The 25,744-nt window shown below is 59.4% G+C and carries 23 protein-coding genes and 1 pseudogene; 20 read left to right on the forward strand and 4 right to left on the reverse strand.

The features are described 5' to 3' along the window. The 14 genes from JOD78_RS02770 to JOD78_RS02835 all read left to right on the forward strand — a co-directional run bounded on the left by JOD78_RS02770 (window position 1) and on the right by JOD78_RS02835 (window position 14,870). Window positions 1-414 carry a biopolymer transporter ExbD gene (locus JOD78_RS02770; RefSeq protein ID WP_209568830.1) on the forward strand — a complete coding sequence of 138 codons (414 nt, stop codon included), beginning with the start codon at window positions 1-3 and terminating at the stop codon, window positions 412-414. Then, window positions 414-1,121: a TonB family protein gene (locus JOD78_RS02775; protein WP_245201962.1), complete on the forward strand. Its 708-nt coding sequence runs from the start codon at window positions 414-416 to the stop codon at window positions 1,119-1,121. Before JOD78_RS02770 ends, JOD78_RS02775 begins: the two co-directional genes overlap by 1 nt. A 140-nt stretch (window positions 1,122-1,261) precedes the next feature. Then, a complete protein-coding gene (locus tag JOD78_RS02780) occupies window positions 1,262-3,733 on the forward strand; it encodes a TonB-dependent receptor (RefSeq protein ID WP_209568827.1) in 2,472 nt (823 codons plus the stop codon). Window positions 3,734-3,800: 67 nt separating this feature from the next. Then, complete coding sequence (locus JOD78_RS02785; protein ID WP_209568825.1) at window positions 3,801-4,481, forward strand: MotA/TolQ/ExbB proton channel family protein; 681 nt, start codon at window positions 3,801-3,803, stop codon at window positions 4,479-4,481. 132 nt (window positions 4,482-4,613) lie between these two features. Further along, a complete protein-coding gene (locus tag JOD78_RS02790; RefSeq protein WP_209568823.1) occupies window positions 4,614-5,369 on the forward strand; it encodes a GntR family transcriptional regulator in 756 nt (251 codons plus the stop codon). A 20-nt stretch (window positions 5,370-5,389) separates the two neighbouring features. Next, the gene (locus JOD78_RS02795; RefSeq protein ID WP_209568821.1) at window positions 5,390-6,502 is read left to right on the forward strand and encodes a BMP family ABC transporter substrate-binding protein; all 1,113 of its coding nucleotides are present in this window, start codon (window positions 5,390-5,392) and stop codon (window positions 6,500-6,502) included. Next, window positions 6,499-8,094: an ABC transporter ATP-binding protein gene (locus tag JOD78_RS02800; protein WP_245201963.1), complete on the forward strand. Its 1,596-nt coding sequence runs from the start codon at window positions 6,499-6,501 to the stop codon at window positions 8,092-8,094. Before JOD78_RS02795 ends, JOD78_RS02800 begins: the two co-directional genes overlap by 4 nt. After that, window positions 8,091-9,236: an ABC transporter permease gene (locus JOD78_RS02805; RefSeq protein ID WP_209568819.1), complete on the forward strand. Its 1,146-nt coding sequence runs from the start codon at window positions 8,091-8,093 to the stop codon at window positions 9,234-9,236. Before JOD78_RS02800 ends, JOD78_RS02805 begins: the two co-directional genes overlap by 4 nt. Then, entirely contained in the window at window positions 9,226-10,197 is a 972-nt protein-coding gene (locus JOD78_RS02810; RefSeq protein ID WP_209568817.1) for an ABC transporter permease, read from the forward strand. Before JOD78_RS02805 ends, JOD78_RS02810 begins: the two co-directional genes overlap by 11 nt. 32 nt (window positions 10,198-10,229) lie before the next feature. Continuing rightward, entirely contained in the window at window positions 10,230-11,336 is a 1,107-nt protein-coding gene (locus JOD78_RS02815) for an ADP-ribosylglycohydrolase family protein (RefSeq protein ID WP_348534245.1), read from the forward strand. Further along, on the forward strand, window positions 11,333-12,268 hold the full coding sequence (locus tag JOD78_RS02820; protein WP_209568815.1) for a carbohydrate kinase family protein: 936 nt from the start codon (window positions 11,333-11,335) through the stop codon (window positions 12,266-12,268). The genes JOD78_RS02815 and JOD78_RS02820 overlap by 4 nt, the downstream gene beginning before the upstream one ends. Then, complete coding sequence (locus JOD78_RS02825) at window positions 12,265-13,173, forward strand: nucleoside hydrolase (RefSeq protein ID WP_209568813.1); 909 nt, start codon at window positions 12,265-12,267, stop codon at window positions 13,171-13,173. The genes JOD78_RS02820 and JOD78_RS02825 overlap by 4 nt, the downstream gene beginning before the upstream one ends. After that, window positions 13,148-14,404, forward strand: a complete 1,257-nt coding sequence (locus tag JOD78_RS02830) for an esterase-like activity of phytase family protein (protein ID WP_245201964.1) — start codon at window positions 13,148-13,150, stop codon at window positions 14,402-14,404. The genes JOD78_RS02825 and JOD78_RS02830 overlap by 26 nt, the downstream gene beginning before the upstream one ends. A gap of 19 nt (window positions 14,405-14,423) precedes the next feature. Then, the gene (locus JOD78_RS02835) at window positions 14,424-14,870 is read left to right on the forward strand and encodes a VirK family protein (RefSeq protein ID WP_209568811.1); all 447 of its coding nucleotides are present in this window, start codon (window positions 14,424-14,426) and stop codon (window positions 14,868-14,870) included. A 38-nt stretch (window positions 14,871-14,908) separates the two neighbouring features. Here JOD78_RS02835 and JOD78_RS02840 read toward each other — a convergent pair whose 3' ends face one another. Beyond that, the gene (locus JOD78_RS02840) at window positions 14,909-15,139 is read right to left on the reverse strand and encodes a hypothetical protein (protein WP_209568809.1); all 231 of its coding nucleotides are present in this window, start codon (window positions 15,137-15,139) and stop codon (window positions 14,909-14,911) included. A gap of 209 nt (window positions 15,140-15,348) precedes the next feature. Continuing rightward, the gene (locus tag JOD78_RS02845; RefSeq protein ID WP_209568807.1) at window positions 15,349-16,287 is read right to left on the reverse strand and encodes a YopT-type cysteine protease domain-containing protein; all 939 of its coding nucleotides are present in this window, start codon (window positions 16,285-16,287) and stop codon (window positions 15,349-15,351) included. A 767-nt stretch (window positions 16,288-17,054) separates the two neighbouring features. Between JOD78_RS02845 and JOD78_RS02850 the strand changes: the two genes are divergently transcribed. Together JOD78_RS02850 and JOD78_RS02855 are read left to right on the forward strand one after the other, a co-directional pair. Continuing rightward, window positions 17,055-18,020: a hypothetical protein gene (locus tag JOD78_RS02850; RefSeq protein ID WP_209568805.1), complete on the forward strand. Its 966-nt coding sequence runs from the start codon at window positions 17,055-17,057 to the stop codon at window positions 18,018-18,020. Window positions 18,021-18,432: 412 nt separating this feature from the next. Then, the gene (locus JOD78_RS02855) at window positions 18,433-18,573 is read left to right on the forward strand and encodes a hypothetical protein (RefSeq protein ID WP_209568803.1); all 141 of its coding nucleotides are present in this window, start codon (window positions 18,433-18,435) and stop codon (window positions 18,571-18,573) included. A gap of 170 nt (window positions 18,574-18,743) precedes the next feature. On the opposite strand, the gene JOD78_RS02860 is transcribed toward JOD78_RS02855, so the two are convergent. Beyond that, window positions 18,744-19,181 (reverse strand): type III effector, encoded by a 438-nt coding sequence (locus JOD78_RS02860; RefSeq protein WP_209568801.1) that lies wholly within the window; start codon window positions 19,179-19,181, stop codon window positions 18,744-18,746. 302 nt (window positions 19,182-19,483) lie between these two features. Between JOD78_RS02860 and xopF2 the strand changes: the two genes are divergently transcribed. The 4 genes and pseudogenes from xopF2 to JOD78_RS02880 all read left to right on the forward strand — a co-directional run bounded on the left by xopF2 (window position 19,484) and on the right by JOD78_RS02880 (window position 23,824). Beyond that, the gene (xopF2, locus tag JOD78_RS02865; RefSeq protein ID WP_209568800.1) at window positions 19,484-21,388 is read left to right on the forward strand and encodes a type III secretion system effector XopF2; all 1,905 of its coding nucleotides are present in this window, start codon (window positions 19,484-19,486) and stop codon (window positions 21,386-21,388) included. A 281-nt stretch (window positions 21,389-21,669) separates the two neighbouring features. Continuing rightward, a pseudogene (locus JOD78_RS02870) lies at window positions 21,670-21,888 on the forward strand (M91 family zinc metallopeptidase); the annotation flags it as partial. A gap of 310 nt (window positions 21,889-22,198) precedes the next feature. After that, entirely contained in the window at window positions 22,199-23,353 is a 1,155-nt protein-coding gene (locus tag JOD78_RS02875) for a hypothetical protein (protein WP_209568798.1), read from the forward strand. A 33-nt stretch (window positions 23,354-23,386) separates the two neighbouring features. Next, on the forward strand, window positions 23,387-23,824 hold the full coding sequence (locus JOD78_RS02880; RefSeq protein ID WP_209568797.1) for a hypothetical protein: 438 nt from the start codon (window positions 23,387-23,389) through the stop codon (window positions 23,822-23,824). Between the two features lie 7 nt (window positions 23,825-23,831). Here JOD78_RS02880 and JOD78_RS02885 read toward each other — a convergent pair whose 3' ends face one another. Then, window positions 23,832-25,367 carry a hypothetical protein gene (locus tag JOD78_RS02885; RefSeq protein ID WP_209568796.1) on the reverse strand — a complete coding sequence of 512 codons (1,536 nt, stop codon included), beginning with the start codon at window positions 25,365-25,367 and terminating at the stop codon, window positions 23,832-23,834. Window positions 25,368-25,744: the final 377 nt, after the last annotated feature.

Raw genomic sequence — 25,744 nt, forward strand, 5'->3', positions numbered from 1 at the left:
ATGAGAAGCTGGGGCGAAACGGAAAAGCGCAGGGCGCGTATCGAGATCATTCCGATGATCGACGTGATGATGTTCTTGCTGGTCTTCTTCGTGCTGCTGAGCCTGAACGTCATTCCGGCGTTGGGCATCAAGACTTCCTTGCCCAGCTCCTCCTCGGCCAGCGACCTGCAGACCCAGTACATCGCACGCATCGCCCTGGGGGCAGGCGGGGAGCTGGAGCTCGAAGGCAAGCCGGTCAAGCTGGAGGCGCTGGTGCCGGGCCTGAAGCAATTGCAGCAGAAGGAGCCCGGCAAGAAGCTGGTGCTCATCGTCAATGCCGATCAGAAGATCGAGTTCCAGCGCGTGATCGACCTCATGGATGTCCTCAAGGGCAACGGCTTTGATGCGCTGTCCTTCGTGTCCAAGCGCAAGTGATGGCCATGCAGCTCATTTATCGCCATCGCGACTGGGTAGCCGCCTTGCCGGCAACCGGGCTGATCCTGCTGCTCGTGACGGCCGGGATACAGGTGGTCAAGCCGCTCAAGCCGAAGTACGACGAGCCAGTGAAATTGGAGGTCATCGATCCTGTCAGCCTGCCCCCTCCACCGCAGCCACCGCAGCCGCCCAAGACACCGCCGTCCGAGCCGGCCCCGCGCAGCCTGCCGCAGCCCAGGCCGACACCGCCGGTGCCAAAACCCGAGCTGCCCAAGCCGACGACCACGCCGGCGGTAAGCGTGCCCGCGCCGGTGGCAGCGCCCACCCCGCCAGCGCCCGCAGCGCCTGCGCCAGCAGCGGTGGCGCCGCCGACGCCACCGGCACCGCCTGCACCCAAGCCGAATGTGGAGGCCGAATTCATCGCCCGGGTGCGCGCCTATCTCAATGCCGTGAAGCGCTATCCGACCGGGCGTGAAGCCAGCCTGCAGCGACCGGAAGGAACGGTCAAGGTGTGGTTCATCCTCAATCGCGATGGTTCGGTGGTCGACGCCGGTATCGAGCAGAGTTCCAATTCGATGCTGCTTGACCAGGCCGCGCGGCGCAGTGTGGGGATGGGGCGGTTCCCCGCGTTTCCCGAACAGTTCCAGCCGGGACAATCCACGCACCGCTTCGTAGTCGATCTCGAATTCAAACCGGCAACGGACTGATACGGACCACCCGTGGCCCACGCCAGCAAAGCTTTTCCGAGCAGTCGGCATCGCATGGGCGATGCATGAGAAACGCAATGGCCATCAGCGTCGGCAAGGCGCGCGAGGCACAACCGAACCACTCTATGGGAGTCGCAACGATGAAGTTCAAATTCAACAAGCTGGCCCTGCTGGTGTCGGGCCTGTTCCTGACCGAACTGGTGCCGGCATGGGCGCAGGAGACCAGCAATCTGGGTCAGATCACCGTCACCGGTGCGGCCGAGGCACCGGGCGGCGGCATGATCCAGGCCGACGACACGCCCAAGGCGCGCAGCTCGGTCAGTCGCGAGGCCATCAGCAAAATGGGAGCCTCTTCGACGGCCTTCCAGATCATCCAGAGCCTGCCGGGGGTATCGGCGTTCGACCAGGACGGCACTGGCCTGTTCGGCGGCACGCTGCGGGTACGCGGCTACAACGCCAATCAGATGGGCTTGACGCTGGATGGCGCACCGCTGAACGACTCGCTGAACTATTCGATCAACATCCAGGAGTTCGCCGATCCCGAGAACACCTGTGATGTCTTCCTCAACCAGGGCAGCGGTGACATGGAAGCACCGCACGTCGGTGCCAGTGGCGGTAACGTCGGTATCAGTACCTGTGACCCGCGGGACACGCTGGGTGGCAAGTTCAATCTCGCCTTCGGCTCCAATCGTTACAACAAGGAATTCGTGCGCTTCGATTCCGGCAAGTTTGCCAATGACCGGGCCAAGTTCTTCATTTCCATGTCGCAGGCCGGTGCTGACAAGTTTAAGGGCAGCGGCAGCGCCAAGCGCGAGCACGTGGACGCCAAGGCGGTCTTCGATTTCGGCTCAGGCAGCTACTCCAAACTGGCCTTCCTGTGGAACAAGATGGACAACGCCAACTATCGCACCGTCAGCAAGGCCGATCTGGCGCGCTTCGGCTATGGCTATGATTTCGGCACGACACCGCCGAGCCACCTGACACCCGGCAGTGGTACGGCCCAGAATGAGGCCACGGCCAATGCCGCCATCCTCGGCAACTACCAGGGCTTCAACAACAATCCCTTCGAAAACTATCAGGTATCGATGGTGAACCACTGGCAGCTCTCGCCGCAGGCCAGCGTGGATGTCAATCCGTACTACATCTACGGCTACGGCACCGGCGGCAACCAGCTCACCAGCGTCTCGGAGGCGCGCGGCAGCAACCTGCTGCACGGTGGCATCGGCGACCTCAATGGCGACGGCGACACGCTCGATACGATCCTGGGCTACGGCAGCAATATCAGCCAGACCAATCGCTTCGGTGTCACCACCAAGGCCAACTATCAACTGGGCAGCCACAACCTCTCGGGCGGATTGTGGCTGGATCGCGGGATCTCGCAGCAATACAGTCCCTTCGCCTCCATCGACAGCAATGGCAATACCTCGGATTACTGGCTGACCAACAGTGCCCAGTACCTGAAGTACGCCGATGGGGCGCCCTACAATGCCGGTCGCAACTGGTACACCCGGGTGGATGCGCACACGGTGTTCCTGCAGGACAGTTTCTCGCTGGTCAATGATCGCCTCAACATCCAGTTGGGCCTGAAGCGCCAGGAGGTCAAGCGCGACTTCCTCAACTTTGCCAGCGGCCTGACCGTCAACAGCGGCGGGGCGGACTACGAAGTGAAGCAGACATTCAGCAATACGCTGGGCAATGTCGGCCTGCGCTATCAGCTCACCGAAACCCAGTCGGTCTTCCTGAATCTGGGGCAGAATGCCCGCGCACCGGAGAACACCGCCAATACCGGCCTGGTACAGACCGCGGCCGCCAGCAACTACACCACCTCCATCGTCAATGGCGCGCTGATCGCACGTGACAGCCAGGGCAACATCGTGCCGCTGCGCATCGGCTCGCCCAAGGTCAGTCCGGAAAAATCCAACAACATCGACCTCGGCTACCGCTATGCAGGCAACCGCCTCACACTCTCCGGCTCGGTGTTCTACATCGACTTCAAGGACCGCATCGCCAGCCAGTATGATCCGGTCTCGGCCCTGAGCACCCAGTTCAACGTGGGTGCCTCGCGCACCTATGGCCTGGAGCTGGAAGCGGGGTACAAGATGAATGACAACTGGAACATGTATGGCTCGCTGACCCATGCCGACTCCAGCATGCTCGATGACAAGGTGGCCGTACGGGCCGCCAACGGCACCGCCACCACCTTGCAGACCTCAGGCAAGCAGATGCCCGACACCCCGCAATGGCTGGCCTCCCTGTCGCTGCAGTACACCACCGGTCCCTTCTACGCCAGTGCGCAAGGGCGCTACGTCGGCCAGCGCTACACCACGCTGGTCAACGACGACAGCATCGGCGGTTATACGCTCTTCGATCTCGGCGCAGGCTATCGCTTCAACAAGACCCTGTTCCTGCAGACGCCGACGATCCGTTTCCAGCTGCTCAACCTGTTCGACAGGAAATACCTGAGCATGACCGGCCCCAGCGGTTCGTCCTTCACCACCAATGCCAACGCCACCACCGGCACCAATGGTGCCGCCATCGCGGCGGCCTCGGCACCGCTGTTCTACGTCGGCGCACCGCGCACCTTCCAGGTATCGCTGAGCAGCGATTTCTGATCCGACTGGCCTGACCGACCGCACTGCCGTCCTGAAACCGGCAGTGCCTCTACCCCAAGGAGCTTTTATGAATGCCATCCAGCTATTCCATGAACTGACTTTCTATGCCATGTATGCGGCCGCTGCACTGGCGGTTTTCATGATCGTGGAACGGCAGCTGTTCTTCCTCTTCAGCGCCCGCGACGCAGCACGCTTGCTGCGCACGATGAGTGCCGGGGAGGGTGGCTCGCCGCTCATCGATCCCGCGCTGCTGGAACGCCAGACGGTGCCCGCGCAACTGGTTCGCGAGGCGCTGCAGACACAGGGCAGAGGGCTGACACATTCCCAGCAGGAAGACCTCGGCGAGGCCATCTACATCGCCGGCAAGAAACGGGTCAATGCGCGCCTCTGGGTCCTCGACACCATCGTCACGGCCGCACCGTTGCTGGGCCTGGTCGGCACCATCCTGGGCATCATCGATACCTTCGCGGTCCTGGCCTCCTCGGGCATTTCCGACCCCTCGGGCGTTTCCAAGGGCATCGGCACGGCACTGTATGCCACCGCGCTGGGCATTTCCATTGCGTTGTTCGGTCTGCTGTTTTACAACTATTTGCGTGAATGCGCCGACAACCTCAATGACCTGCTCAAGGAACTGTTGCTGCGCAGTTCCGGTCTGGAACATGATGCTGCCGAGGACGACAGCCGCCGCCTGCGCGACGCCGGCGCGGCGGCCCGCAGCGCCCGCCACCCGGTGCTGGCGGCAGGCTGAGCTAAGCTGAGCGGGCTGGTACGCGCCGGTGACTCACTTCGCCACTTCACCACTTCGCACCTGCCCGGTGCGACGGTTTCGGTCCGGGTTCAGTGATTTACAACTGGTACGTACCAATGTAAGATTGCCGTCATGAAAAAAGACCTCACTCCAAGCGAAACCCAGCTGCCGCGCTACCGCTGGCTGGCCGATATCATCCGCGACACGATCGATCGCGGTCTGCTCACCGACAATCAGGCGCTACCGCCCGAGCGCGAGCTGGCAGAGCACTATGAAGTCAGTCGCGATACGGTGCGCAAGGCACTGCGCTACATGGAAGAGCGCGGCATCATCTACAGCGATCATGGACGCGGCACCTTTGTCTCGCCGGCCATCGTGCGTGGCACCACGCGCTTCATCGACAGCTTCTCGCAAGATACCGGCAATCGGGGCGGCGTACCTGGACAGCGCATCATCAGCATCGAGAACATCGGTGCCAGCATGGCCATCGCCACCTTGCTCAATATCGAGTCCGGTACGCCGCTGGTACGGGTGCGGCGCGTGCGCCTGATCGACGACATTCCGGTCGGGGTGCACGATGCCCATCTGGTCCTGCCGCGCGGATCGCGCCTGACCCGCAGCCAGATCGAGCGCAGCGGTTCGCTCTACAAGCTGCTGACGGCACAGTACGGTTTCGACCCGGCCGAGGCCGTGGAAAATCTGTGTGCCGGTGCGGCCGATGCCGACGACGCGCAATGGCTGGATGTACCGGTGGCGGCACCTCTGCTCATCTGCGAACGGATCACTTTGTCCGACCGCCGCCAGCCTATCGAATATTGCCTCATGAAATACGTGTCCAGTTACCGCTACCGCACGCGCATCGCCCGTCATAGCGACGGCACGCGCTGAACCTGCCTCCACCCGCATTGATGAACGCCACTCTCCGCTACCTGCTGCCTCGCCTGGCCTGGACCCTGCTTCTGCTGGCACTGCTGTCGCTACTGGCGCACTGGTCCGATGGGCTGGCACGCAAGGGCAATGACAAGACGGTGCTGCGTGCGGTCCTGTTCATCAATGGCACGCTGGGCGACAAATCCTTTTTCGATTCGGCGGTCAAGGGAATGCGCCGCGCCGGGCGTGAACTGCCGGTCAGCGTGCGGGTGGTCGAAGGCGGCAATGACCCGACGCGCTGGGAGTCCGCGCTGGCCGATCTGGCCGATAGTGGCGACTACGATATCGTGCTGGCCGGCACCTTCACCATGGTGCCCTACGTACAGCGGCTGGCCGGAGAGTTTCCGCGCATGCGCTTCGTGATGTTCGATGCTGCAGTGGACTATGCCCGCTGTGCTTGCGGGAATGTACATTCCATCCTGTTCCGCCAGAACGAGGGCGCTTACCTGGCGGGCTATCTGGCCGCCATGCTGCTGCAGGAGCGGCTGCTGCCGGGCCTGCCCACCAACGCCGGTCTGGGGCAGGTGGGTGGCATGCAATTGCCGGTGATCGATGATTACCTGCTGGGCTTCGGTGCGGGCGCACGTGCGGCCAATCCATCGATACGGGTGGCGATACAGTATGCCAACGGCTTTTCCGATCCTGCGGCCGGCAAGGATATTGCCAATGCCCAGATGGCGGCGGGTGCCGGTCTCATCTTTCAGGCGGCCGGTGCGACCGGGCAGGGCGTGACCGAAGCGGCCAGCGAGGCGCATCGTTACACCATCGGCGTGGATCTGGACCAGTATGAGATGTATCGCCACAGCAATCCCCAGCGCGCCGCCGCCATCGTCACCTCGGTGTTGAAGAACGTCGATGTGGCCATCGTGCAGGCCCTGAGTCTGGCGCTGCGGCAGCAGCTGCCCTATGGACGCGCCGATTCCCTCGGCCTGGCCGAGGGCGGTATCGGGCTGGCACCGCATTCGGAGGTGCTGGACCGGCTGCCGCAGCCCCTGCGTCAACGTCTGGATGCCGTGCGCGCCGATCTGGTGAGTGGCCGCGTGCACCCGCCCAGTGGCTTTGCCCGCGCCAACACGGAGGCAAGGGGATGAGCACGCCAGCGATGCCGCAGGCCGGCACGGCGCTACTGGAGTTGCGCCAAGTCTCCAAACTCTATCCCAACGGCACGCTGGCCAACGACGATGTGAGCCTGTCCATCCGGGCCGGGGAGATCCACGCCATCGTGGGCGAGAACGGGGCCGGCAAATCGACCGTCATGAAGATGCTCTATGGCCTGGAACAACCCAGCTGCGGCAGCCTCTGGCTGGACGGCCAGGCGCGCGTACTGGCCGATCCGGCGCAAGCCATTGCCGCCGGAATCGGGCTGGTGCCCCAGCATCTGCATCTGCTGCCTTCCTTCACCGTGACCGACAACATCGTGCTGGGCGCGGAGCCCCGGCGAGGCTGGCGCATCGACCGCAAGACGGCGTTGCGGCGCGTGCAATCGCTGGTGCAACAGTTCGGACTGGAGGTGGAGCCGCTGGCGCGCGTGCGCGACCTGCCGGTCGGGGTGCAACAGCGCGTGGGTATTCTCAAGGCGCTCTATCGCGGTGCGCGGGTGCTGCTGCTTGATGAGCCCACGGCGGTGCTCTCGGTGCAGGAAGCCGAGAGCCTGTTCCGCGTTCTGCGCAGCATGGTGGCGCAGGGTCTCACCGTGGTGCTGATCAGTCACAAGCTCAAGGAGATCCGCGATGTCGCCGACCGCTTTACGGTATTGCGCAAGGGACGGGTCAGCGGCAGCGGTCGGGTAAGCGATTTTTCCGAGGCCGAACTGGGCAGCATGATCGTTAGCAAGGCACCGCCGCCCATCCCCGCGCGTACCCGGCAGCGGGCGACGCAGCCGCTGGTCGAAATCCGCGATCTGCAGGCGCATCATGCAGACGGACGCCTGGCCTTGCAGTCGCTGTCACTGGACATCGCAGCCGGAGAGATTCTCGGCATCGCCGGCGTGGAGGGCAATGGGCAGGATGTGCTGGCGCGGGTGCTGCTGGGCCTGCAGCCAGCCAGCGGCGGACAAGGCCGTTTGCAGGGGCGGCGCTTCACCGGCCTGAGTGTGCGTGAGGTGCGTGCCTGCGGCGTGGGCTACATCCCCGAAGACCGCATGCGCGACGGCGTGGCAGCCGAGATGAGCATCGCCGACAACCTCATCGCCGTCAGTTACCACCAGGCACCGCTTGCCCGCCGCGGCTGGCTCGACAGCGCCGCCATCGGCCGTACCGCCGCCACGCTCATGCAGCACTGCGGTGTGGCCGCCCCTTCATCGGCGACGCTGATGGGAGCGCTCTCCGGCGGCAACATGCAAAAACTGGTGCTGGGGCGCGAGGTGGCGGCCGGGCCGCGTCTGCTGATCGCCAGCCAGCCCACGCGCGGGGTCGATATCGGTGCTGCACGGGCCTTGCATGGTCAGTTGCTGGCCTTGTGCGAGGGCGGTGCGGCAATCCTGTTGATCTCGGCAGACCTGGATGAATTGCTGGTGCTGTCGGACCGCGTGGCCGTGATGGCCGAGGGGGCGCTGGTGGCGCACTTCGATGCAGCCGGGCTGAGCGCCGATGTCCTCGGTCCCTATCTGACCGGCGCCCAACGCCAGCAAAATGCCACCGCCTTGCTCAATAACGCAGTCACATTTTCCGGAGTTCCCGCATGAAGCAAGCGACCGCCCTGCCATTGCAGCAGCGTCTGCAACGTCAGCAAGCCCTGGCGCAACGTCTGCGGCTGCCGGTGGCGCTGGCCGCCGGTCTGGGGTGTGGTTTCCTGATCATGTGCGCGGTCAGCAGCGAGCCCCTGCGCGCGTTCCTGACCCTGCTCACCGGTGCCTTGCCGCGCCTGCACTGGGGTGCGGGCGAGGGCTGGCAACTGACCCGCCTGGTACGTTTCGGGGCCGTGATCGAAGACGCCATCACGCTGACCCTGCTGGGTCTGGCCGTGGCCATTCCTTTCCGCGCCAGGCAATTCTCGCTGGGCGCAGATGGTCAGCTGTTCCTGGGCGCGCTGGCCGCTACCGTGGTGAGCCTGTATCTGCCGGGGCCGTGGTTTGTGGTCCTGAGCCTGTCGATGTTGGCGGCCTGTGCCAGCGGATTCCTTTGGGGTGCCTTGCCGGGGCTGCTCAAGACGCGCTTTCAGGCCAACGAGATCGTCACCACTCTGATGCTCAATATGGTGGCGGTGCAGGCCTATCGCTGGCTGGTCAGCGGCTGGCTGCGCGACCCCGCCGGCGGCTTCATCGTCACGCCCTTCCTGCCGGCCTCGCTGCAGCTGCCGGTGCTGCTGGTCCATACCAACGTGACGGTGATGCTGCTGGCCTTGCCGCTACTGGTCTGGATCAGCTGGCTGCTGCTCATGCGCACCACGCTGGGTTACGAAATCCGGGTGGTCGGACAGTCAGCTGCGTTCGCCTTGCAGGCCGGCCTGCCGGTACAGCGCACGGTCTGGCTGTCGATGGGAGCGGGCGGGGTGCTGGCCGCGCTGGCGGGCATGCATATCAGCCACGGCCTGCTCAAGCGCCTGCCGGTCGATCTGCCTGCCGGACTGGGTTACGAAGGCTTGCTGGTAGCGTTGCTGGCCCGCTGCGAGCCGCGCGCAGTGCCGTGGGCGGCGCTGATGTATGCCTATCTGCGTACCGGGGCACTGGCCATGGAACGCAGTACCGATGTATCGCGCGAAGTGGTGCTGGTGATCCAGGCGCTGGTCATCCTGTTCCTGGTGGCCGAACGCATGCAGCCGGCGCTGGCCGGGGGCTGGCTGCGCTGGCGCGCGCGCAGGGTAGCGGGAGGCCGACATGACGCATGACTATTGGGCCTGGAGCATGGCTGCCGCCACCTTGCTGCCGGCGGTGCTGCGCGCCGCTACACCGATCCTGCTGGCCGCGCTCGGTGGACTGATTTCTGATCTGGCAGGTTGCATCAACGTGGGCCTGGAAGGCCTGATGCTGGTGGCGGCTTTCTTTGCCGTGGTGGGGTCGGCGCTGGCGGCGTATTGGCTGCCGGGCCTGCCGCCGGTCTGGCACGCCTGGCTGGGGGCGTTGGCCGGGGTACTGGCGGCCATGCTGCTGGCGCTGCTGCTGGCGGTGTTCCACCTCGAATGGGGTGCCGATCTGATCGTGGCCGGCATCGCCCTCAACGTACTGGCTGCCGGCCTGACGGTGTTCCTGCTGTCCACGCTGGTCGGCGACAAGGGCTCGACCGCCAGCCTCGATACGCCAGTGCTGCCGGCGCTGCATCTTCCCGGCCTGCAGTCCTGGCCGCAACTGGACCTGCTGCTCAATGGCGAACATGGTCGGGGCCATCATCTGCTGCTGTGGACCGCCTTGCTGGCCATTCCCCTGCTGCGCCTGCTGTTGCGTCATACCAGTACCGGCGTGTGGCTGTGTGCCTCAGGGGAGCATCCGCAGGCCGCCGCCGAGGCGGGCATTCCGGTCAAGCGCATGCGCTATCTGGCACTGCTGGTCTCGGGGATGCTGGCTGGCCTGGGCGGGGTCTACCTGAGCATGGGCTACCTCAGTCTGTTCCAGTCCGACATGACTGCCGGACGTGGATTCCTGGCACTGGCGGCGGTCTTCGTCGGCGCGCGCGGTCTCACCGGCACGGTGCTGGCGTCCCTGCTCTTCGGTGCCAGCGCGGTCCTCTCGACCCGGCTCGGTGCGGCGGGCATAGCACCGCAACTGCTGTACATGCTGCCTCCTGTGGTCACCCTGCTGGCGCTGGTCGCCGCCGGTGCACGCAAGCAGGGCAGGGCGCACAGATCAAGCTAAGCAACAACCCCGTCGCATTACAGGAGAAGCATGTGAGCAGCACAAACTTTAGGGACAGGATCTTCGCCTCGCTGGCCCTGGCCGGTATGGGCGACGCCCTCGGTGCCCAGACCGAACAATGGAGCATCGACGAGATCGCCGCCCGTCACGGCGGACTGGTGACCCGCTTCGGCACCCCGCCCGATGACACCTTTGCCGGTGCCAATGCCGGCAAGCGCGCTGAGGTCACCGATGACGCCAGCCAGATGTACTACCTGGCGCGCGCCCTGATCGCCGCCGACGGACGGCTCGACTATGACGGCTGGGTGAGCTGCCTGCTGGATTGGGCCAGCACCAGCCCCAAGGCGGGATTCATGGGGCCGAGCACGGCGCTGATGGTCAAGGCCTTGCAAGAGGGCGGCGATGTCAATGAGGTGGGCATCATCGGCCGCTCGCGGCGCAAGATGACCACCATTGGCATTACCAATGGTGCGGCCATGCGGGTGGCACCGGCTGGGCTGATTCATCCCGGCGATCTGGCGGCGGCCTGCGAACAGGCACTGGTCACCTGCCTGCCTTCACACGATACGGATGTGGCCATTTCCGCCGCCTGCTCGATCAGCGCTGCCACTGCCCAGGCGCTGGTGAGCGACGATCTGCAGCAGGTGCTGGCGGCGGCCACCCACGGCGGCCGTATGGGCGAGCGAATGGCCAGCCAGCATGCGCGCTCCGTGGCCGGGCCGAATTATCTGGCCAGGCTGGAAATGGCCTTGAGTATCGCCGCCGAATCGCGCAACGACCGCGAGTTTCTGGTGAACATGGAAAAGAAGGTCGGCAATTCCGTGCTGGCAGCGGAGTCCGTACCGGCGGCCCTGGGCGTGGTGTGCTATGCGCAGGGTGATCCTTTGCGAACCATCGCACTGTGTTCCTCGATCGGCAATGATACGGATTCCATCGCCACCATGGCGGGGGCCATCGTCGGCGCTCTGCGCGGCACGGCTGCGTTGCCGGCCGATCTGCTCAGTGAATTCCTGGAAGTCAATCATGACGACTTCGACCTGCAGCAGATCGCCGAGGGCCTTAGCCAGCTTGCGATCGTCAACATGGCGCAACGCGCCCAACGTCTCTCCAGCACCGTATCGCCACGGGTACAGCCATGAGTTCGCGCTCGTACGACCTGCTGACCCTGGGCGACCCGGTGGCCGACCTGATGCTGCGCGCCGAGCAGCTGCCGCCGCCCGGCGGCAAGACCGTGGGGCAATGGCTGGGCGTCCTGCCCGGCGGCACCACGGCCAATGTGGCCTGTGCGGCCAGTCGGCTGGGGATGCACTGCGCCCAATTCGGACGGGTTGGCGATGATCCTCATGCGCAGCTGCTGCGCGACTCCCTGGGGGAGTATGGTGTTGCCACGCAATGGCTGACCGTGCAGCAGCAGGCGGCCTCGGCGTCGTCAGTCGCAATCCTGGCGCCTTCCGGGGAGAAGTCGATCATCTACCTGCCCATGGCCGCCGCCACGCTGGATACGGACGCTTTGCAAACGGCGCTCAGACAGTCGCGGCTGGTCTATGCCATGCCCTACGATCTGGCTGAGCTGGAGACGGTCAGTCACCTGGCCCGTGCCACTGGCACGCTGGTGGCCATCGATCTGGAGGCAGCCGTGGCACCGAACGCAGACGAGATGTGGCGTCGGGCCTCGCTGGCGGACATCGTGTTTTTCAACGAGGCGGGCTTTCACAAGGCGACCGGCTGCGCACCCTCCGCTCAGGTGCTCACCGAGGCTTTGCGCCTGGGCCCCTCGGAGATCATCGTCACGCTGGGGGCGGGTGGGGCCATTGGCGCAGTACGTACCAGTTCCTCCCGCCACGCGGCCTTCCCCGCACAGGTGGTCGATACCACCGGGGCCGGCGACTGCTTCAACGCGGCCTATCTGAGTGCCCGCCTGAGAGGACAGCCCTTGTCGCTGGCGCTGCGTTTTGCCTGCGCTGCTGCCAGCTGCGTCGTCAGCGCCCTCGGTGCGCGCCACGGCTTGCCCGACCAGGGCAGCGTGGCCGCCATCCTTGCCGCCACCGCTTGCACAGGAGCCACTTCATGAGCACTGTCATCATCGACTGCGATCCCGGTATCGACGATGCGCTGGCCTTGTTCCTTGCTGCCGGCAGCGTCGAGCTGGATCTGTTGGCCATCACCACGACGGCGGGCAACCGGCCTGCTGCGATCACGGCCGGCAATGCCCGCAAGCTGATGGATCTGGCCGGTCGGCCAGACCTGGCTGTTCACGCCGGGGCCGAACACCCCTTGAGCGGCCAACCGGCGCGCTGCAACCTGGTGCATGGTGAAGACGGCCTCGGTGGCGTCCTGCCCGGGACACCCGCTGCTCTCGAGAGCGAGCACGGTGCGCTGGCATTGGTGCGCCATCTGCAGCAGGCACCCGCCGGCAGTATCGACCTCGTGGCCATCGGCCCTCTGACCAATCTGGCACTGGCCGAATTGCTGGTGCCGGGCATTCTGCGGCGGAGCAGACGGCTTTCCATCATGGGCGGCGCCTTGCGGGTGCCGGGCAATATCACCCCGGCGGCCGAGTTCAATTTCTATGCCGATCCGCTGGCGGCTGACCTGGTCATGCGCAGCGGTGCTGCCATCCATCTGTATCCGCTGGATGTGACGCACCAGGCGGTCATGAGCCCCGCGTGGATCGAGACGACAGGGTGCCTGGCCAATCGCTGCGGGCAAGCGGCCGCCGCCATGCTCAGGCAATACGCCGCCATGGATCCATTGCTGCACGATGTCTGCCCGGTTGCCGCGCTGCTGCAACCTGCCTTGTTTGGCGAGCAGCTGTGCCGCGTTGAGGTCGACTGGCGCCCCGGTCTCACCGAGGGCTATGCGCTCACGCAGTTTGACCCGCCAGATGCGTCTGCCTCCTTCATTCGAGCCGCCACCAGCGTCGATAACGACGGGTTGCTGGCGCTGGTGCTTGAAAAACTTTCCGGTCTCCCGTGAATCCTGCTTTGTCATGCGATGGGCCGTCGCTGAACTCCAACCGTTCCTGTTTATGCGTTCATTACCGTTGCCTGTTTTTCTGATGCGCACCCGCCTGGTGTGGCTGGCTTGCCTGCTGGCTTTCTGGTTGGGCGGCTGTGCCGTCAACCCGGACCAGAGCACACCGACGAAATCCCTTGTGGGCAGCCTGCGTCTGCTGGGCGAGCAGCGCATTGCGCTCAATGCGCCATTCATGGGGACGGTGATCGGCGGCTTGTCCGGAATCGACTACGATCCCCGCTCCGACACCTGGGTCGCGGAAAGCGATGATCGCTCCGAGGTCAGTCCCGCGCGCTTTTACACCTTGAAGCTGCGCTATGACCTGCAGGGATTTCATGCCCTGCAGGTGGATGCGGTGACGCTGCTGAGACAAGCCGATGGCAGCCTGTACCCGGATGCAAGAGAAGCGGCAGTGCGGGGCGGCGATATTCCTGATCTGGAATCCATACGGGTTGATCCGCTCGATGGCAGTCTCTGGTATAGCAGTGAGGGTAATCGTCCGAAAAAGATGTCGCCCTTTGTCCGGCGCGCTGATCGCGACGGGAGCTACCTGTCACAGTTTCCCACCGGTACGATGTTCCAGGTGCGCCCGGATCAGCCACTGGGGCCGCGCGACAATCTTTCCTTCGAAGGTCTTTCTTTCTCGCCCGACGGACAGACACTGTGGCTGGGGATGGAGGCTCCCTTGTATCAGGACGGCGAAGTACCTACGCTGGAACATGGTGCTCTGGCCCGTATCACTCACTATCGTCGCGACGGCACGATCATCGCCCAATATGCCTACTCCTTGGACGCAATTGCGCATGCACCGGGAGGCCGATATGCCGATAACGGCCTCTCCGAGTTGCTGGCCGTCGATGCACATCATCTGCTGGCGCTGGAACGCTCGGGAGTGCAGGGGAGCGATGGCGTGTTTCGTTTCCACATCCGGCTCTACGAAATGGATATCAGCAATGCTACCGATATTGCGGCGATGCCTGCACTGGCCGGACAGTGCTGCATCAGGCCGGCCGGCAAACGACTGATCCTCGACTTTGACACCTTGCCGCTGGCGAAGATCGACAATCTGGAGGGCGTATCCTGGGGGCCGCGACTGGCCAACGGGCATGACAGCCTGGTCTTCATTTCAGATAATAATTTCAATGCCTCCCAGGTAACGCAGCTATTGGCGTTCGAAGTGATTCCCCCTTGAAGAGAAAGGACTGCTTGCAATGAAAATTCTGTCCACCATAGCACTGCCTCTCATCGGTCTGTGCTTGAGCGTGCCCTCCGCTTTCGCCGACACAGTCCCTGTGACGGCGTTATCCAGCCAGGCCGACATCGTGCAGGCGCTCGACCAGGGCGCGACTGTGCGGCTCTCGCTGGACCTGAGTCATTGCCGCCCGGATGGGGTGACCAGCCGGACTGGCAAAGCGAAAGGGGGCCTGACCATCGATGCTTATCTTGTCATGGATGGCGTGCTGAGCTTCTCGGACAGCCATCCTACTGTGAGCAGAAACGGCGAGCCGTTGTGGCAATTCCTGCGCTACCAGGTCAAGGCCGATCAGAGCGTAACCTTCACTGCTGACATGTTCCAGCTGCCTGCTTACACGCGGCTTGGAGAGCGCATTTCCTACCAGTGCAGCATCAATGAAGGCATCCGGTTCTTCCAGCAATGAGCCATGAGTGCAGGGCGTGTACGCCCTGTGCAAAGGCCCTAGCGATAGCGGTCGCGGTTGCAGCTCAGTTCGAAGACCAGTTCGTGACGCGATGAAGTAAAGGACAAAGGCCGCTCCTGATTTTGGTCGGCATGGACGCGGCCGGTCTTCCGCCACTGTTCCATTTCTTCGGCCACGGTTTGTCGTATGGCGTTGCGTAACGCAATGCGGAACAGGATGACGACAACGATGCCGCAGCCGATCCCCGTGATTTCCAGCCAATCGAGCATGATTCCTCCTGTGTGCCAGGTTGAGACTAAGTGAGCCGCCACGCATAGGTAGGTGTGACTGGAGAAAGAGTTCCTCGACGCATTGAGCACCTGTATCAGGCGCCGTGCGTAAGCTCGATGCGTGCAGGCATGGCGAGCGAATTGTGCGACATGGCTCGGAACGCTGAAGCTCCTGCTGCCAGATCCTGATCCGTCGCTACTCTGCATGATCAATCCAGTTCGCCAGCCAGTTGCGCAAGAGGGGTTGCGCTGACGTCCTCAGTGAACTCCATTTTCAGGATGGAACGGATTCCTGAGAATGCGTAAGCTCTTGTCGCCTGGTAAAACCGGGACATCTCGTTCATGAATCGGGGCAATTCACCCGGTGGCACCTTACATTCACCCAAGTTTGAATCAAACACGGTCAGTGAATGCCTATCCCCTTGCGAAAATACGCTGAGGTTGTGGCCAGCTTCTTCTCCGCTCTGATTGGTGAGACTAATGCCAAGATCGTAATAACCGGGCGATCTTTTCAGTAGCTGTTCTGCACGTAGATACGCTGCTGACCCCGTGAAAAATTCATTGCTGATGCACCTCGCCTGACTTGAATAGACGCTTGAGAGATTTGATACCGCCGTATCGAACTGGGCTTCGAGCCCCAGCTCCAGCAGCCTTTTCAGGGACGGCGCTGCACCGGAGTGGTGATGAACATTTTCCTGGGCGTACAGTCGTTGTGCGATGGTGGCATGTGCCGTACCACGCTCCGACATCAGCAGGGACATGCGTGCCGAGGCTTTTGCCGCCGGTTTCGCCTGATGCAGACGAAGCCAGACGGAGCCCATACCTCGGCAGATTCCTCTCTGGCTTTCAAGATGGTCGGCACCGAAGTGCCTTTGCTGGGCCAGTGCTTTTTGCATGCGCGCTTTGACGTACTTGCGCAGCGCAGGTTGCAGTTCGTCCCATTGTGGATGATCGATATTGGCGCACTCATTGACAGAACCGGACGCAGCTTCCTGATGCCGGAAGAGGCGACTGAATTTGCTCAGCGTGGATTCGCGGCGGCGAGACGGTCCGCCGACTTGGCTGGAGTCGCCAAGCGCAGCAGCGGGACTGCCGCAAGGTAATTGGCCGGCGTTTTCTGCGCCGGAATCCTCTGCTTCCGGCACCATGCTCCATGGGAGAGATGCATTGAGGTGGGCGGGAGGATTTGAGCGTGGAAACATGTTTGCAAATGAAAACCGATGTGGGCAGTTGGAGTGATGAAGATTCAATCTCCTGATGGGTGCAGGAACAAGTAGATAAGTTCGCCGAGCGCATCTGAAACAACGCGAATAATTTATCCATTCTTGATTTTCCCGATTTGTCTTTTTAGCCGATTTTCGGATTGGGCTGCGCTTGTCTGTACACCCAACAAGGGCTGGACATTGATCCCGCGTTTGGGGGCTTTACTTCGGATCACCCGCTCAGGGCCGACTCTGCGAGTCAGTCAACACCTGTCGCCGATTATCGGAATTTTTTTCCGCTCTTTCGCTTGCAATCTGCTAGTACGTCTGGAACCCGATGCCGGATAGCGGGCTGCGCCCTCGCAGGGTAGAGCAGCTGAACACTTGAGCGGCACGGAAGGGCAGGTGCAATAGAACCAGGCGCGTCCGCGCACCACTCATGAGCTCCATTGCCTACCAGGAGCTCGCGGATGAGGATTGCCAGCCATTCGATCAGCACCATGGTCCCCACGGAGACTGAACTCAATGCTCAGGAGGCAGCGGCCTCATCGATGGGGGGCATCGGCTGTACTCAGCGCCACCAATACGGGGTCGGCCAGCATGCGTCACAGCCGTCCAGTTTGGCTCCAGTCTGAGGACTTCGCCGACGACATGGCGCTGTCAGCGCACTCGGGCCCGCGAAGCTGAAGCTGAAGCTGCGCCTCAGGGTGGCGATGATTTTTCATCCGCGCTGGAACAGTACCTGGCGGTGCGCTGGAGGCACGATCGCACCGCCGTACTCGACCGGCTCGGCCAGCTACGCGCGTCAGCGCAGCGAGCAATTGCAAGCCATCCACGGTAGTGGTGATCCGGCCCGGCAATATGGCCTCCTCGCGACCAGGAAGGAATACGCGCTGCGCGGGTCCTCACTGGACCAGCACCATGTGCCCGGACTTACGGTGGAACATCAAGAAAGTGCAGAATATCAGCGGGATGCGCCCTCCGAGCGAACTAGGACGCAATGCCTGGACATCTACCGCATCTTGGGGCGCAGCCATCCTTCCAAGTGCGTCCTTTTCGCCAACTCGCAGACCAACGCGGCCCGCATCCTTGCCCAGCTCAAAATACGCAATTCGGCTTCCTGCCTGGTCCCCGGGCGCAAGGAGCCAGGCAGGATCCTGCCCTTGAAGCCGGGCCTGGTGGCCATCGAATTGTACAGCGAGGCACTGGAACCCGAGGCGCAAAAAATCGGTGTGACGCCTGGGCTGCCAACCTTCGCATTTTCATGTCGACAAGCTCCACTGGCAGTCTCTGACAATACGGTACGGCCGCGCAAAACGCTGCAGCATCTCTTTGATGAGGAACGCATCGACAATCACGCGCAATTGCAGTCGGCCAGGGGCGGAGACATGCCACAGACGATATCATCACTGCGGCAGCTGCCATCTGGTCATGCCATGCAGACGTTGGCCAACAGCACCGCATCCTTGCTGGCAGCATTGCAGCAGACCCTGCAGAGCAAGCTGGACAGCCCCGGATTGCGACACGATCCCCTCATCGCCGATGCCCTCGACAGCCTCCTCAGGACTGCGCAGGCAATGACCACGGTGACCAACGACTCCACGCTGTTCTTCTGGGCGCAGGAGGCGATCATCGAGGAAATGCATCTCCTGCAGGCGTCCGTGCAGCCCTACGGCTAGACCGATTTCAAGAAGGCAACGGCAGCGTTGCTAGAGCGCCGCCCTGGACCGGTGCTGGGTCAGCTGCAGATCTTCCTTTTCAACATCTATTTTCAGAAATAGGAATACGAGCCTTTCCCTACAATGTTATTGCAATAGCTACTTTTTCTACTTATTCGCTTAGCGCGCTTAAATGCATCGCCTGCTCTGAAATTTTCATGACGCCTCTATCTAGCTAGTTTTCTCAGCTGGGGCAAATCAATTCTCAAATTAAAAATTAACTTTTTTGAAAATAACAAATACTTACAAATCTCATTTCTAATTGCTGATTTTGTAAGGTATTTGTCAGCTTAAAAATGCGAGCTTGTAAGAGAATGTTCCCGTCACTTCGCATTGAGGTGACGTTCCCCTCACATCTATAAGGAGTTGTTTCATGCGTATCGTCAAGACCGTGGTAGCTGCTATTTTGTTGGTCGGTTTCGCATCCTCTGTCTTTGCGGAACCTCGTCTGTCCAGTGGTCTCCGTATCAACAAAGCTTGCGACGACATCGATGGCGTGAAAATTTGCTACTGAAGCATCTAGCGAGCAATAAAGAAGCCCCGGATCTAGCCGGGGTTTTTTTTTACGGTACCACCTGAGATAAATCCAAGTGGATTTTGTTCGGTGTCATTAAGAGATTAAAAAGCCCAAATTCCGTGGCTTTCCTTCTTTTTTGAGAGTAGTGAGCTTGTTTATTTCTATTGCTAGAACGTTTGGAATCCGATTCTCCTCGATCCGCTTGGGTTAATAACCTCCCTATATGGCTCTACATTGTGTTCCATGGCCGTCACAAGTGCTTCTCGCATGTCAGACCAAGCTTCGATTCGTGAATTCAAATCGCTCAAGATATTTTCTACTCGATGTCCGGAATGAATAGTGGAAGCGCCAGTAAGATAGGCGTAATGCATGTCAGCCGTTTGAAGTGTTGTCGTCGTATCTCGGAACAAGCGGTTGTAGCGATCACGAATACCACCAGGTGCTCGGTAGATCACGAAGTCATATTGATCTCGTGGTAGGCCGGCCGAATTTTGCAGTTCGTTCCGACGCTGCAAAATTTGTGTGGCTGCATCACTTTCCTGATGTGTTGGAGAGCTAACTTCATGGGTTCCGCTCGAACCCCCTACGCAAAGATAATTTCCCATTGCAATTCCTTTAAAATTTGAACTAATGATCGAGCCAGAATCTATATGGTCTCGATACGTTAGTACGTGGAAGAAAAGCAATATATGGTTCGATTTACTAATTGAAAAAAAGCCCCAGAGTCTGGGGCTTTTTTTATTTTGTGCGGATTCACTTTTGGAAAACGAGCCACTTATTGCACGAGATTAAATGACGCTTTGATTTCCTTTTTCCCTATCGCATATGCGGAGCGAGCCAGAAAAGCCATTCTCAACTCTAATTTTCAATTCAATACACTATCAATTTTGAAGGACTTAATGTAGCCATGAGAATTCCCGACAAATCCGTGCATGTCTCGGCCCATCTCGAAGTGGCAGGCGAGATAGAAGAGGTGACGGCGTCGCCTTCACCAAGTCCTGTGCACGTAACTGGACATTTTCCGAGTGTCCCTCCTCACATCAGAAGGGTTGGCGAAGAAGCTACGAGTAAACGCCTCCTCAATGAAATGACTGGTACGAATATAGATCTGCCTGATATTCGAGAAAGCGAAATATGCATCGATATCTCGGAAGACATACTAGTTCAGGTCGCTCTCGATAACATTCCCTGGTCTGCTCGCACCGCCGAAAATCAGCCCTTTCATGAAAGACAGCGGCAGTTGGAGCGAATCTTTGTTGATTGGGCCGCTCAACAGGTGAAGGCGCGGCAGCAAGCTTTCGGTCACGCCTATGTTCTCGGAGTTGACATGAACGCTCCTGTAAAGGAAGCATTGTTGCCTGCGCTTTATGATGGCGTCCGGCAGTTTATCTATGCTGCTGCGCGAGGCCCGATTCGGAATGCGACCGTATCAGCGCTTGGCCCCCGCAAGAACGAGGCAGGTCAGAACATTGGGGAGCTCAACACCGAATTCAGTGCGACGATGGTAGGCGGCGCTACAGGTGGATTAAGCGCTTACCTGGCAGAGGTATGGTTATTACAGGCAATGGATCGGCGCGCCAATCTTTCGAATCTGGCGAAGCTTGATCCGGTAGATATGCGTGTGCTGGCACCGGATCCTTGTCCCGTACAATTGCGATTGGTTGATGGTGCCAAAGAATATTGGCTTCCTGCCTCTGATGAATATGGCGGGCATGCTGAAGCCGGTAAGGATGAGAATGATCCCAGCTTGCCGCGCGACATTGATCCGACCCTTACTATGCTGAAGGACCAAGCCGTCGAACTGAGAGCGTCGTGGGTTCGATGGCAGGGTAATATTGAAGGGAAGGGAATGCTATCTTGGTTCCGCCCCGGTCTAAGTGGCGCGTTTAATACCGCGCGTAGAGCGCTTTCGACCATGCAAATGCTGAAGTCACCCCTCCCGTTGTTCGGCACTTCGGTGCTGGCTGCCAGCGCAGGAGGTGTCGCTAACTTTACGATTGGGATGAGCAAGGCGATGCCGTGGATATCGCAAGTGCAAGCAGATAACTTGATAGGCGGGACGCAAACGCTCAATCTGTTCAAGCTCACGAGCCCGCAGTCGAATATTTCCTCTGTGTCGTGGCGTGACGCCCCTTCTTTTCCTCGCTACGCAAAGGATGTCATATGGGAAATGGGCGGGCGCATAAAACATTCCTTCAATCCGCAGCGCTCGTGGCGCGATTTCTCGGTGCAGGCTAAGGATGGCTTTCGAAATGCCGCTATTAGTGCAATCGGAAGCATGATGTCTGCCGCCACCGCCAAAAAATTGGCGGAAGTCATGCGCAATGGAAGTCCCGTGGAACTGCCGGGAGAATCTTTCAAGGCCGGGGCGAGCCTTCTCCAGCAATTTGGTCAGAGCACCACCTATGACTATATTTGGGAGGCCTTCAGGGATTTCACCAAAGGCGATGCGTACGACCTTTCTCCGAGCCTAGACAGGACACGTGATCAGCGGCAATTGTCTCTTCTATTTCAAACAAGGCAAGAGTGCGCGACATTGCTCGTTGCTATGGATGAATGGCGCAAGCGTATGCCGTCACATATCCAAGTTATCGAGCAAATCAATCTTCATATCAACGAGTTTGAAAAGTATGTCAGTGTGAATCAGATTCAAGCCATCCATGAGGTTCTCACAAGCGAAACTGTTATATCCTGCCAAAGAACCGCAGCACAACTTCATTCGTACACAAAGCTAATAGATTCGACAGAGAAGGTGATTAAGCTGATCAATCAACGCGAGGCGTTGATGGCCAAACGCAGACCAGCCAACTAAAGATAAAGTCATCAGTAATTGTGGTGGGCGGCAAGCTTCGATAGCTTACAATTCAGGAAATTTCAGCAGAAGATATACCATCAACTGAGCCCGTTTTAAGCCGATCTCATGTAGAAAAGTACGAACTTGGGAATTTTCGACAAAATACACAGCTGGCGGCAGATCTTGCATCGCGTGGCAACGGATGTAATGCAATTATTAATTGGAGTCCCGAAGTAAGCATGGAACTGACCGACCGATGATCTCCGGTTTGTCTTCATACTGCTGCTGAAGAGTCTTTTGTAGTGCTCGGCCATGAGCTGGTACATGCTCGGCATTTGATGGAAGGCACTTCAAAGGCGTACTCAGGTGGTTATCGATATGATGAGACAACTCCTGCAGGCAAAGAAGAATTGAGGGCAGTTGGTTTAGGCAAATATAGGAATTTGCCGTCCGCAAACTCGATCAGAGCGGAGTATGGTCTTCCTTTGATGTTTAGATATAGACCTCGGGATGCCTAATGACATATTGCAGTCCTGCCGTATGGATGGGATAGAGAGAGGCAAGATCCAAAAAAGAAAGCCCCGGAACTCCGGGGCTTTCTGTTTGGTGAAGGGCAGGGCGCTTGTCAATCTGGTGGACGACCGCGCCGAGCGATACAAATGCGCAAGAGTGGGCATCTGCTGTACTCAGCGCCACCAATACGGGGTCGGCCAACATGCGTCACAGCCGTCCAGTTTGGCTCCAGTCTGCGGAGTTCGCCCACGACATGGCGCTGTCAGCGCACTCGGGCCCGCGAAGCTGAAGCTGAAGCTGCGCCTCAGGGTGGCGATGATTTTTCATCCGCGCTGGAACAGTACCTGGCGGTGCGCTGGAGGCACGATCGCACCGCCGTACTCGACCGGCTCGGCCAGCTACGCGCGTCAGCGCCGCGAGCAATTGCAAGCCATCCATGGTAGTGGTGATCTGGTCCGGCAATATGGCCTCCTCACGGCTAGGAAGGAATACGCGCTGCGCGGGTCCTCACTGGACCAGCACCATGTGCCCGGACTTACGGTGGAACATCAAGAAAGTGCGGAATATCAGCGGGATGCGCCCTACGAGCGAACTAGGACGCAATGCCTGGACATCTACCGCATCTTGGGGCGCAGCCATCCTTCCAAGTGCGTCCTTTTCGCCAACTCGCAGACCAACGCGGCCCGCATCCTTGCCCAGCTCAAAATATGCAATTCGGCTTCCTGCCTGGTCGCCGGGCGCAAGGAGCCAGGCAGGATCCTGCCCTTGAAGCCGGGCCTGGTGGCCATCGAATTGTACAGCGAGGCACCGAGCTGGCCCCAGCGTCACGGCGAACAGGACAAGCAGAACGATTGGAGCACGGACAAGCTGGTCCGTCAGACCATCGCTTGGGTCAAGAACGGGAAGATGAGTAAAAGCGATCCCGGTGTACTGGTGCTTGTTGCGACGCTGGAGCAACGTGCCTCCGATGGCAAATCCGATCTCGCCGATGTCACTAAGAAGCTGCAGCCGCTGATCGACAGTGGTCAGCTCAAGATCGTACTCTGCAAGAGCTATCAGAAATACACCTCACTGGGCAGTGGCAAGAGCATGGCGGGGGCAGTGACCGTCATCGGACGTGACGATGCCAAAACCCGCCTGGCCAACAGCAAGCTGCGTGAGGCAGAGCTGGGTCTTGGCTGGATCAACAATGACGAGAGCCAGTTGCTGGTGCGCATGCTCAGCCACGCGCAGGACGATGAACTCAAGCTCATCGACGAAGCCACCCAAAATGCTGCCTTCGTCGAGGCTTTCTGCCTTCGCAAAGCTCACCAGATCGACGCCGGGATGATCCTCCGGGAAAAGGATTTACCTTTCACTATCATCAATACCGAAAGCGCCCGCAGGGCCATGCAGCTCCTTGCGCGTCAGGTGGAGCTGCGGACCAGTTTCGGCTTCCTCGGGACGGCCATGCTGGATGTCGGGAGATAGTGGCTGCGCTTGACTGTGAGTAGCGAGAGCAGGGTGGAGCTGGTGGAGAAACACTTTGCGATGGGCTGGACGCTGGAGGGTGGCCTGTCCGATAACGCGGTTTCCGAGCTGCATCACAAGGTCGTGGAAGTCGCCAAGGATGCCTTGCGTACGATGCTCGAGCAGGGCGATGTGACGCGCTGGGGCCCCACGGCGATACAGATCATCAACACGCGTTCCGACACGCGTGGTATCCCAGCGCCATTGACGCTGCAGCGCTGCAAGGTCTTGTTGGACGAGCTCATCGTCAGCGCGACGCCGACTTCTAAGTATGCCGCGGATAGGGTGGCCGGCCAGAAGCAGTGGCTCAGGGAGCAACTCGACAGCCTGCTGGAGGAGTCCGAATACCTGTCCGACGCGCTGATTACGGAAGAAATGCTCGTGCTGAGCTTCCCCAATCGCGCTTTGCTTTCGCACTGTTTGGACCTGTAATTTACAGTCAGTTATCTAACGTTGAGTTCTGTTTCTTGTAGTAACTACTATTGTCGAAGTATTCGATGGTTCTTGTAAGTGCTGTGTCTAAGGCCTGGGATATTTCGTCCCTATGTTGTTTATCTTTTGCGAGTTCTACAATGGAAGAATAGTCGAGGTGGTAGTTTTCAAGATGCTGTACAAATACCTTCTTCCGCTTTTCATCGAGTAACCCTTGCCGATTACTATTTGCGAAACGCTTCGCTACGGATGGGGGAGACTTGCCATTAAGAAGCCTTTTTTCCAGCGCTTTCGTCCTTGCTACCTCTTCCGAATTCAGTTCAATTTTTTCGCTAGCAATGATTGCAGTGTAGACGGCCATTACTTCGTTTAGAGAATGGCCGCCGTCAAATCCGAGAAACATCATGCCAGCCAGTATGGCTTGATCCACTGAAAAATCACTGTCTTCCTTGGCGATCCTTCGGCTGAGGTAAGTCAGCAAGTTGGCGTTGCCGGATAGTCCCGTAACGATCGCATGCCCGTGATACAAAGCTTGCTGTTCCATTCCTGACAGGTTCGCCATGTTGGGATTCATGCGCCCATAAGTGGTATCTCTCGCGATATAAAATTTCTCCTGCGGTTCGTACTCGGGATGGTTAAGCAAACCGGTGCCGTATCTGCTTGTTTTGATATCCAGTCCCAGTTTATTTGTCAGATCTGCGGCTTGCTGTGCGCTAACGCCGACTTCATTTTCAAGAACCTGGAATGGGCGCGTCTTGCGAGCAGGCTGCAAGACGTATTTATATCGTTGATCAGCGTACTCTTTCCATTCAATGTCATCAGAAAATTGTTTGCTCACTTTGGAGATCAGTGACTGTACCTTAAGTATATCGATGCCATTGTTGACGCTTAGTAGCATTGACTTCAGGTTGCTGTAAGTAGGCTCCTCCCTGAACTTCTCCAGATCAGGGGCCAGTGCTGTCCAAGGTCGCAATTCGATGGATTCCGCTATTCTTTTCAATGTCGTTTCGGTGGATAGAGCACCTGACGCATGTATCTTGTCAAAATCATTCAGCAGCGCTTGGCCAATCTTCTGGGTAACTTCTATGGTGCCGCCTGGGGGATTTTTGACGAGAATATGAATGAACTCGGATTCGAATTTTCTTCCATACATATTGTCATTTCGCTGGGTTGCCTCTTTCGGCTTGATGACAGCATCAGCAATTGAAACTACGTAGGAATGAAGACGAGATCTGTCTTGCAACTCCGACGCGGCATCCATCAGGAACGCAGCCACTGCGGTATCACTGAGATTGCCGGACATCCATAGCTTGCTTGCCTTTTCAAGCAATTCCTTTGCTCTATCTCCTCCTGATCTCTGCATGAGATCCATGAACTGAATCAAACAGTCCGCTCCGGGACGTGCTTCAGATCTCTCGTCTGCGGTGTTGGTTTGGGTAAGTGATTTGATGATGGCCGCTTGTAGTTCGTTGAGCGCGGTGTTGGAAAGTTGTTTTTTGAAAGAGATAACGCGCCCGATCCCGTCAAATTCGACGGAATGCATGTGTTTTTCGGCAACCCTAGGGTCTATTGTTTGACCTATAAGCAGGTTTTTTCTCCGATTGAGTAAAGCTTTCTTCTCAGAATTCGAGGAAAAAAATCTCCTGAGGATGCTCCGTTGCTGAGTATTTGAGTGAGCAGTCAATCCCTGTCTGTTCAATGCCGACTCTGCAGCGCGAGTATCCTTGGCGGGATGATTGTGCTCCGAGTTCCGTACGCGAACTTCAGCATCTCTTTGATCTAAGGGGCCAGGGGGCTCAATGCTCGACGCTGGCCAGATGTTTTTCCACACAGGGCGGTTCCTCTCGTGTTGTGCTCTAAAAGTATGTCGCTATCAGCGGCAGAGTGCTCCATGAGTGTGTATGAAGGAGTACCTGACGC

Source organism: Herbaspirillum sp. 1130 (assembly GCF_017833835.1).
Taxonomy (GTDB): Bacteria; Pseudomonadota; Gammaproteobacteria; order Burkholderiales; family Burkholderiaceae_D; genus Herbaspirillum; species Herbaspirillum huttiense.

Coding starts and splice junctions, on each gene's coding strand:
- JOD78_RS02770 (WP_209568830.1), top strand. CDS start 1: ATGAGAAGCTGGGGCGAAACGGAAAAGCGCAGGGCGCGTATCGAGATC.
- JOD78_RS02775 (WP_245201962.1), top strand. CDS start 414: ATGGCCATGCAGCTCATTTATCGCCATCGCGACTGGGTAGCCGCCTTG.
- JOD78_RS02780 (WP_209568827.1), top strand. CDS start 1,262: ATGAAGTTCAAATTCAACAAGCTGGCCCTGCTGGTGTCGGGCCTGTTC.
- JOD78_RS02785 (WP_209568825.1), top strand. CDS start 3,801: ATGAATGCCATCCAGCTATTCCATGAACTGACTTTCTATGCCATGTAT.
- JOD78_RS02790 (WP_209568823.1), top strand. CDS start 4,614: ATGAAAAAAGACCTCACTCCAAGCGAAACCCAGCTGCCGCGCTACCGC.
- JOD78_RS02795 (WP_209568821.1), top strand. CDS start 5,390: ATGAACGCCACTCTCCGCTACCTGCTGCCTCGCCTGGCCTGGACCCTG.
- JOD78_RS02800 (WP_245201963.1), top strand. CDS start 6,499: ATGAGCACGCCAGCGATGCCGCAGGCCGGCACGGCGCTACTGGAGTTG.
- JOD78_RS02805 (WP_209568819.1), top strand. CDS start 8,091: ATGAAGCAAGCGACCGCCCTGCCATTGCAGCAGCGTCTGCAACGTCAG.
- JOD78_RS02810 (WP_209568817.1), top strand. CDS start 9,226: ATGACGCATGACTATTGGGCCTGGAGCATGGCTGCCGCCACCTTGCTG.
- JOD78_RS02820 (WP_209568815.1), top strand. CDS start 11,333: ATGAGTTCGCGCTCGTACGACCTGCTGACCCTGGGCGACCCGGTGGCC.
- JOD78_RS02825 (WP_209568813.1), top strand. CDS start 12,265: ATGAGCACTGTCATCATCGACTGCGATCCCGGTATCGACGATGCGCTG.
- JOD78_RS02835 (WP_209568811.1), top strand. CDS start 14,424: ATGAAAATTCTGTCCACCATAGCACTGCCTCTCATCGGTCTGTGCTTG.
- JOD78_RS02840 (WP_209568809.1), bottom strand. CDS start 15,139: ATGCTCGATTGGCTGGAAATCACGGGGATCGGCTGCGGCATCGTTGTC.
- JOD78_RS02845 (WP_209568807.1), bottom strand. CDS start 16,287: ATGGTGCCGGAAGCAGAGGATTCCGGCGCAGAAAACGCCGGCCAATTA.
- JOD78_RS02850 (WP_209568805.1), top strand. CDS start 17,055: ATGATTTTTCATCCGCGCTGGAACAGTACCTGGCGGTGCGCTGGAGGC.
- JOD78_RS02855 (WP_209568803.1), top strand. CDS start 18,433: ATGCGTATCGTCAAGACCGTGGTAGCTGCTATTTTGTTGGTCGGTTTC.
- JOD78_RS02860 (WP_209568801.1), bottom strand. CDS start 19,181: ATGGGAAATTATCTTTGCGTAGGGGGTTCGAGCGGAACCCATGAAGTT.
- xopF2 (WP_209568800.1), top strand. CDS start 19,484: ATGAGAATTCCCGACAAATCCGTGCATGTCTCGGCCCATCTCGAAGTG.
- JOD78_RS02875 (WP_209568798.1), top strand. CDS start 22,199: ATGATTTTTCATCCGCGCTGGAACAGTACCTGGCGGTGCGCTGGAGGC.
- JOD78_RS02885 (WP_209568796.1), bottom strand. CDS start 25,367: ATGCATTCCGTCGAATTTGACGGGATCGGGCGCGTTATCTCTTTCAAA.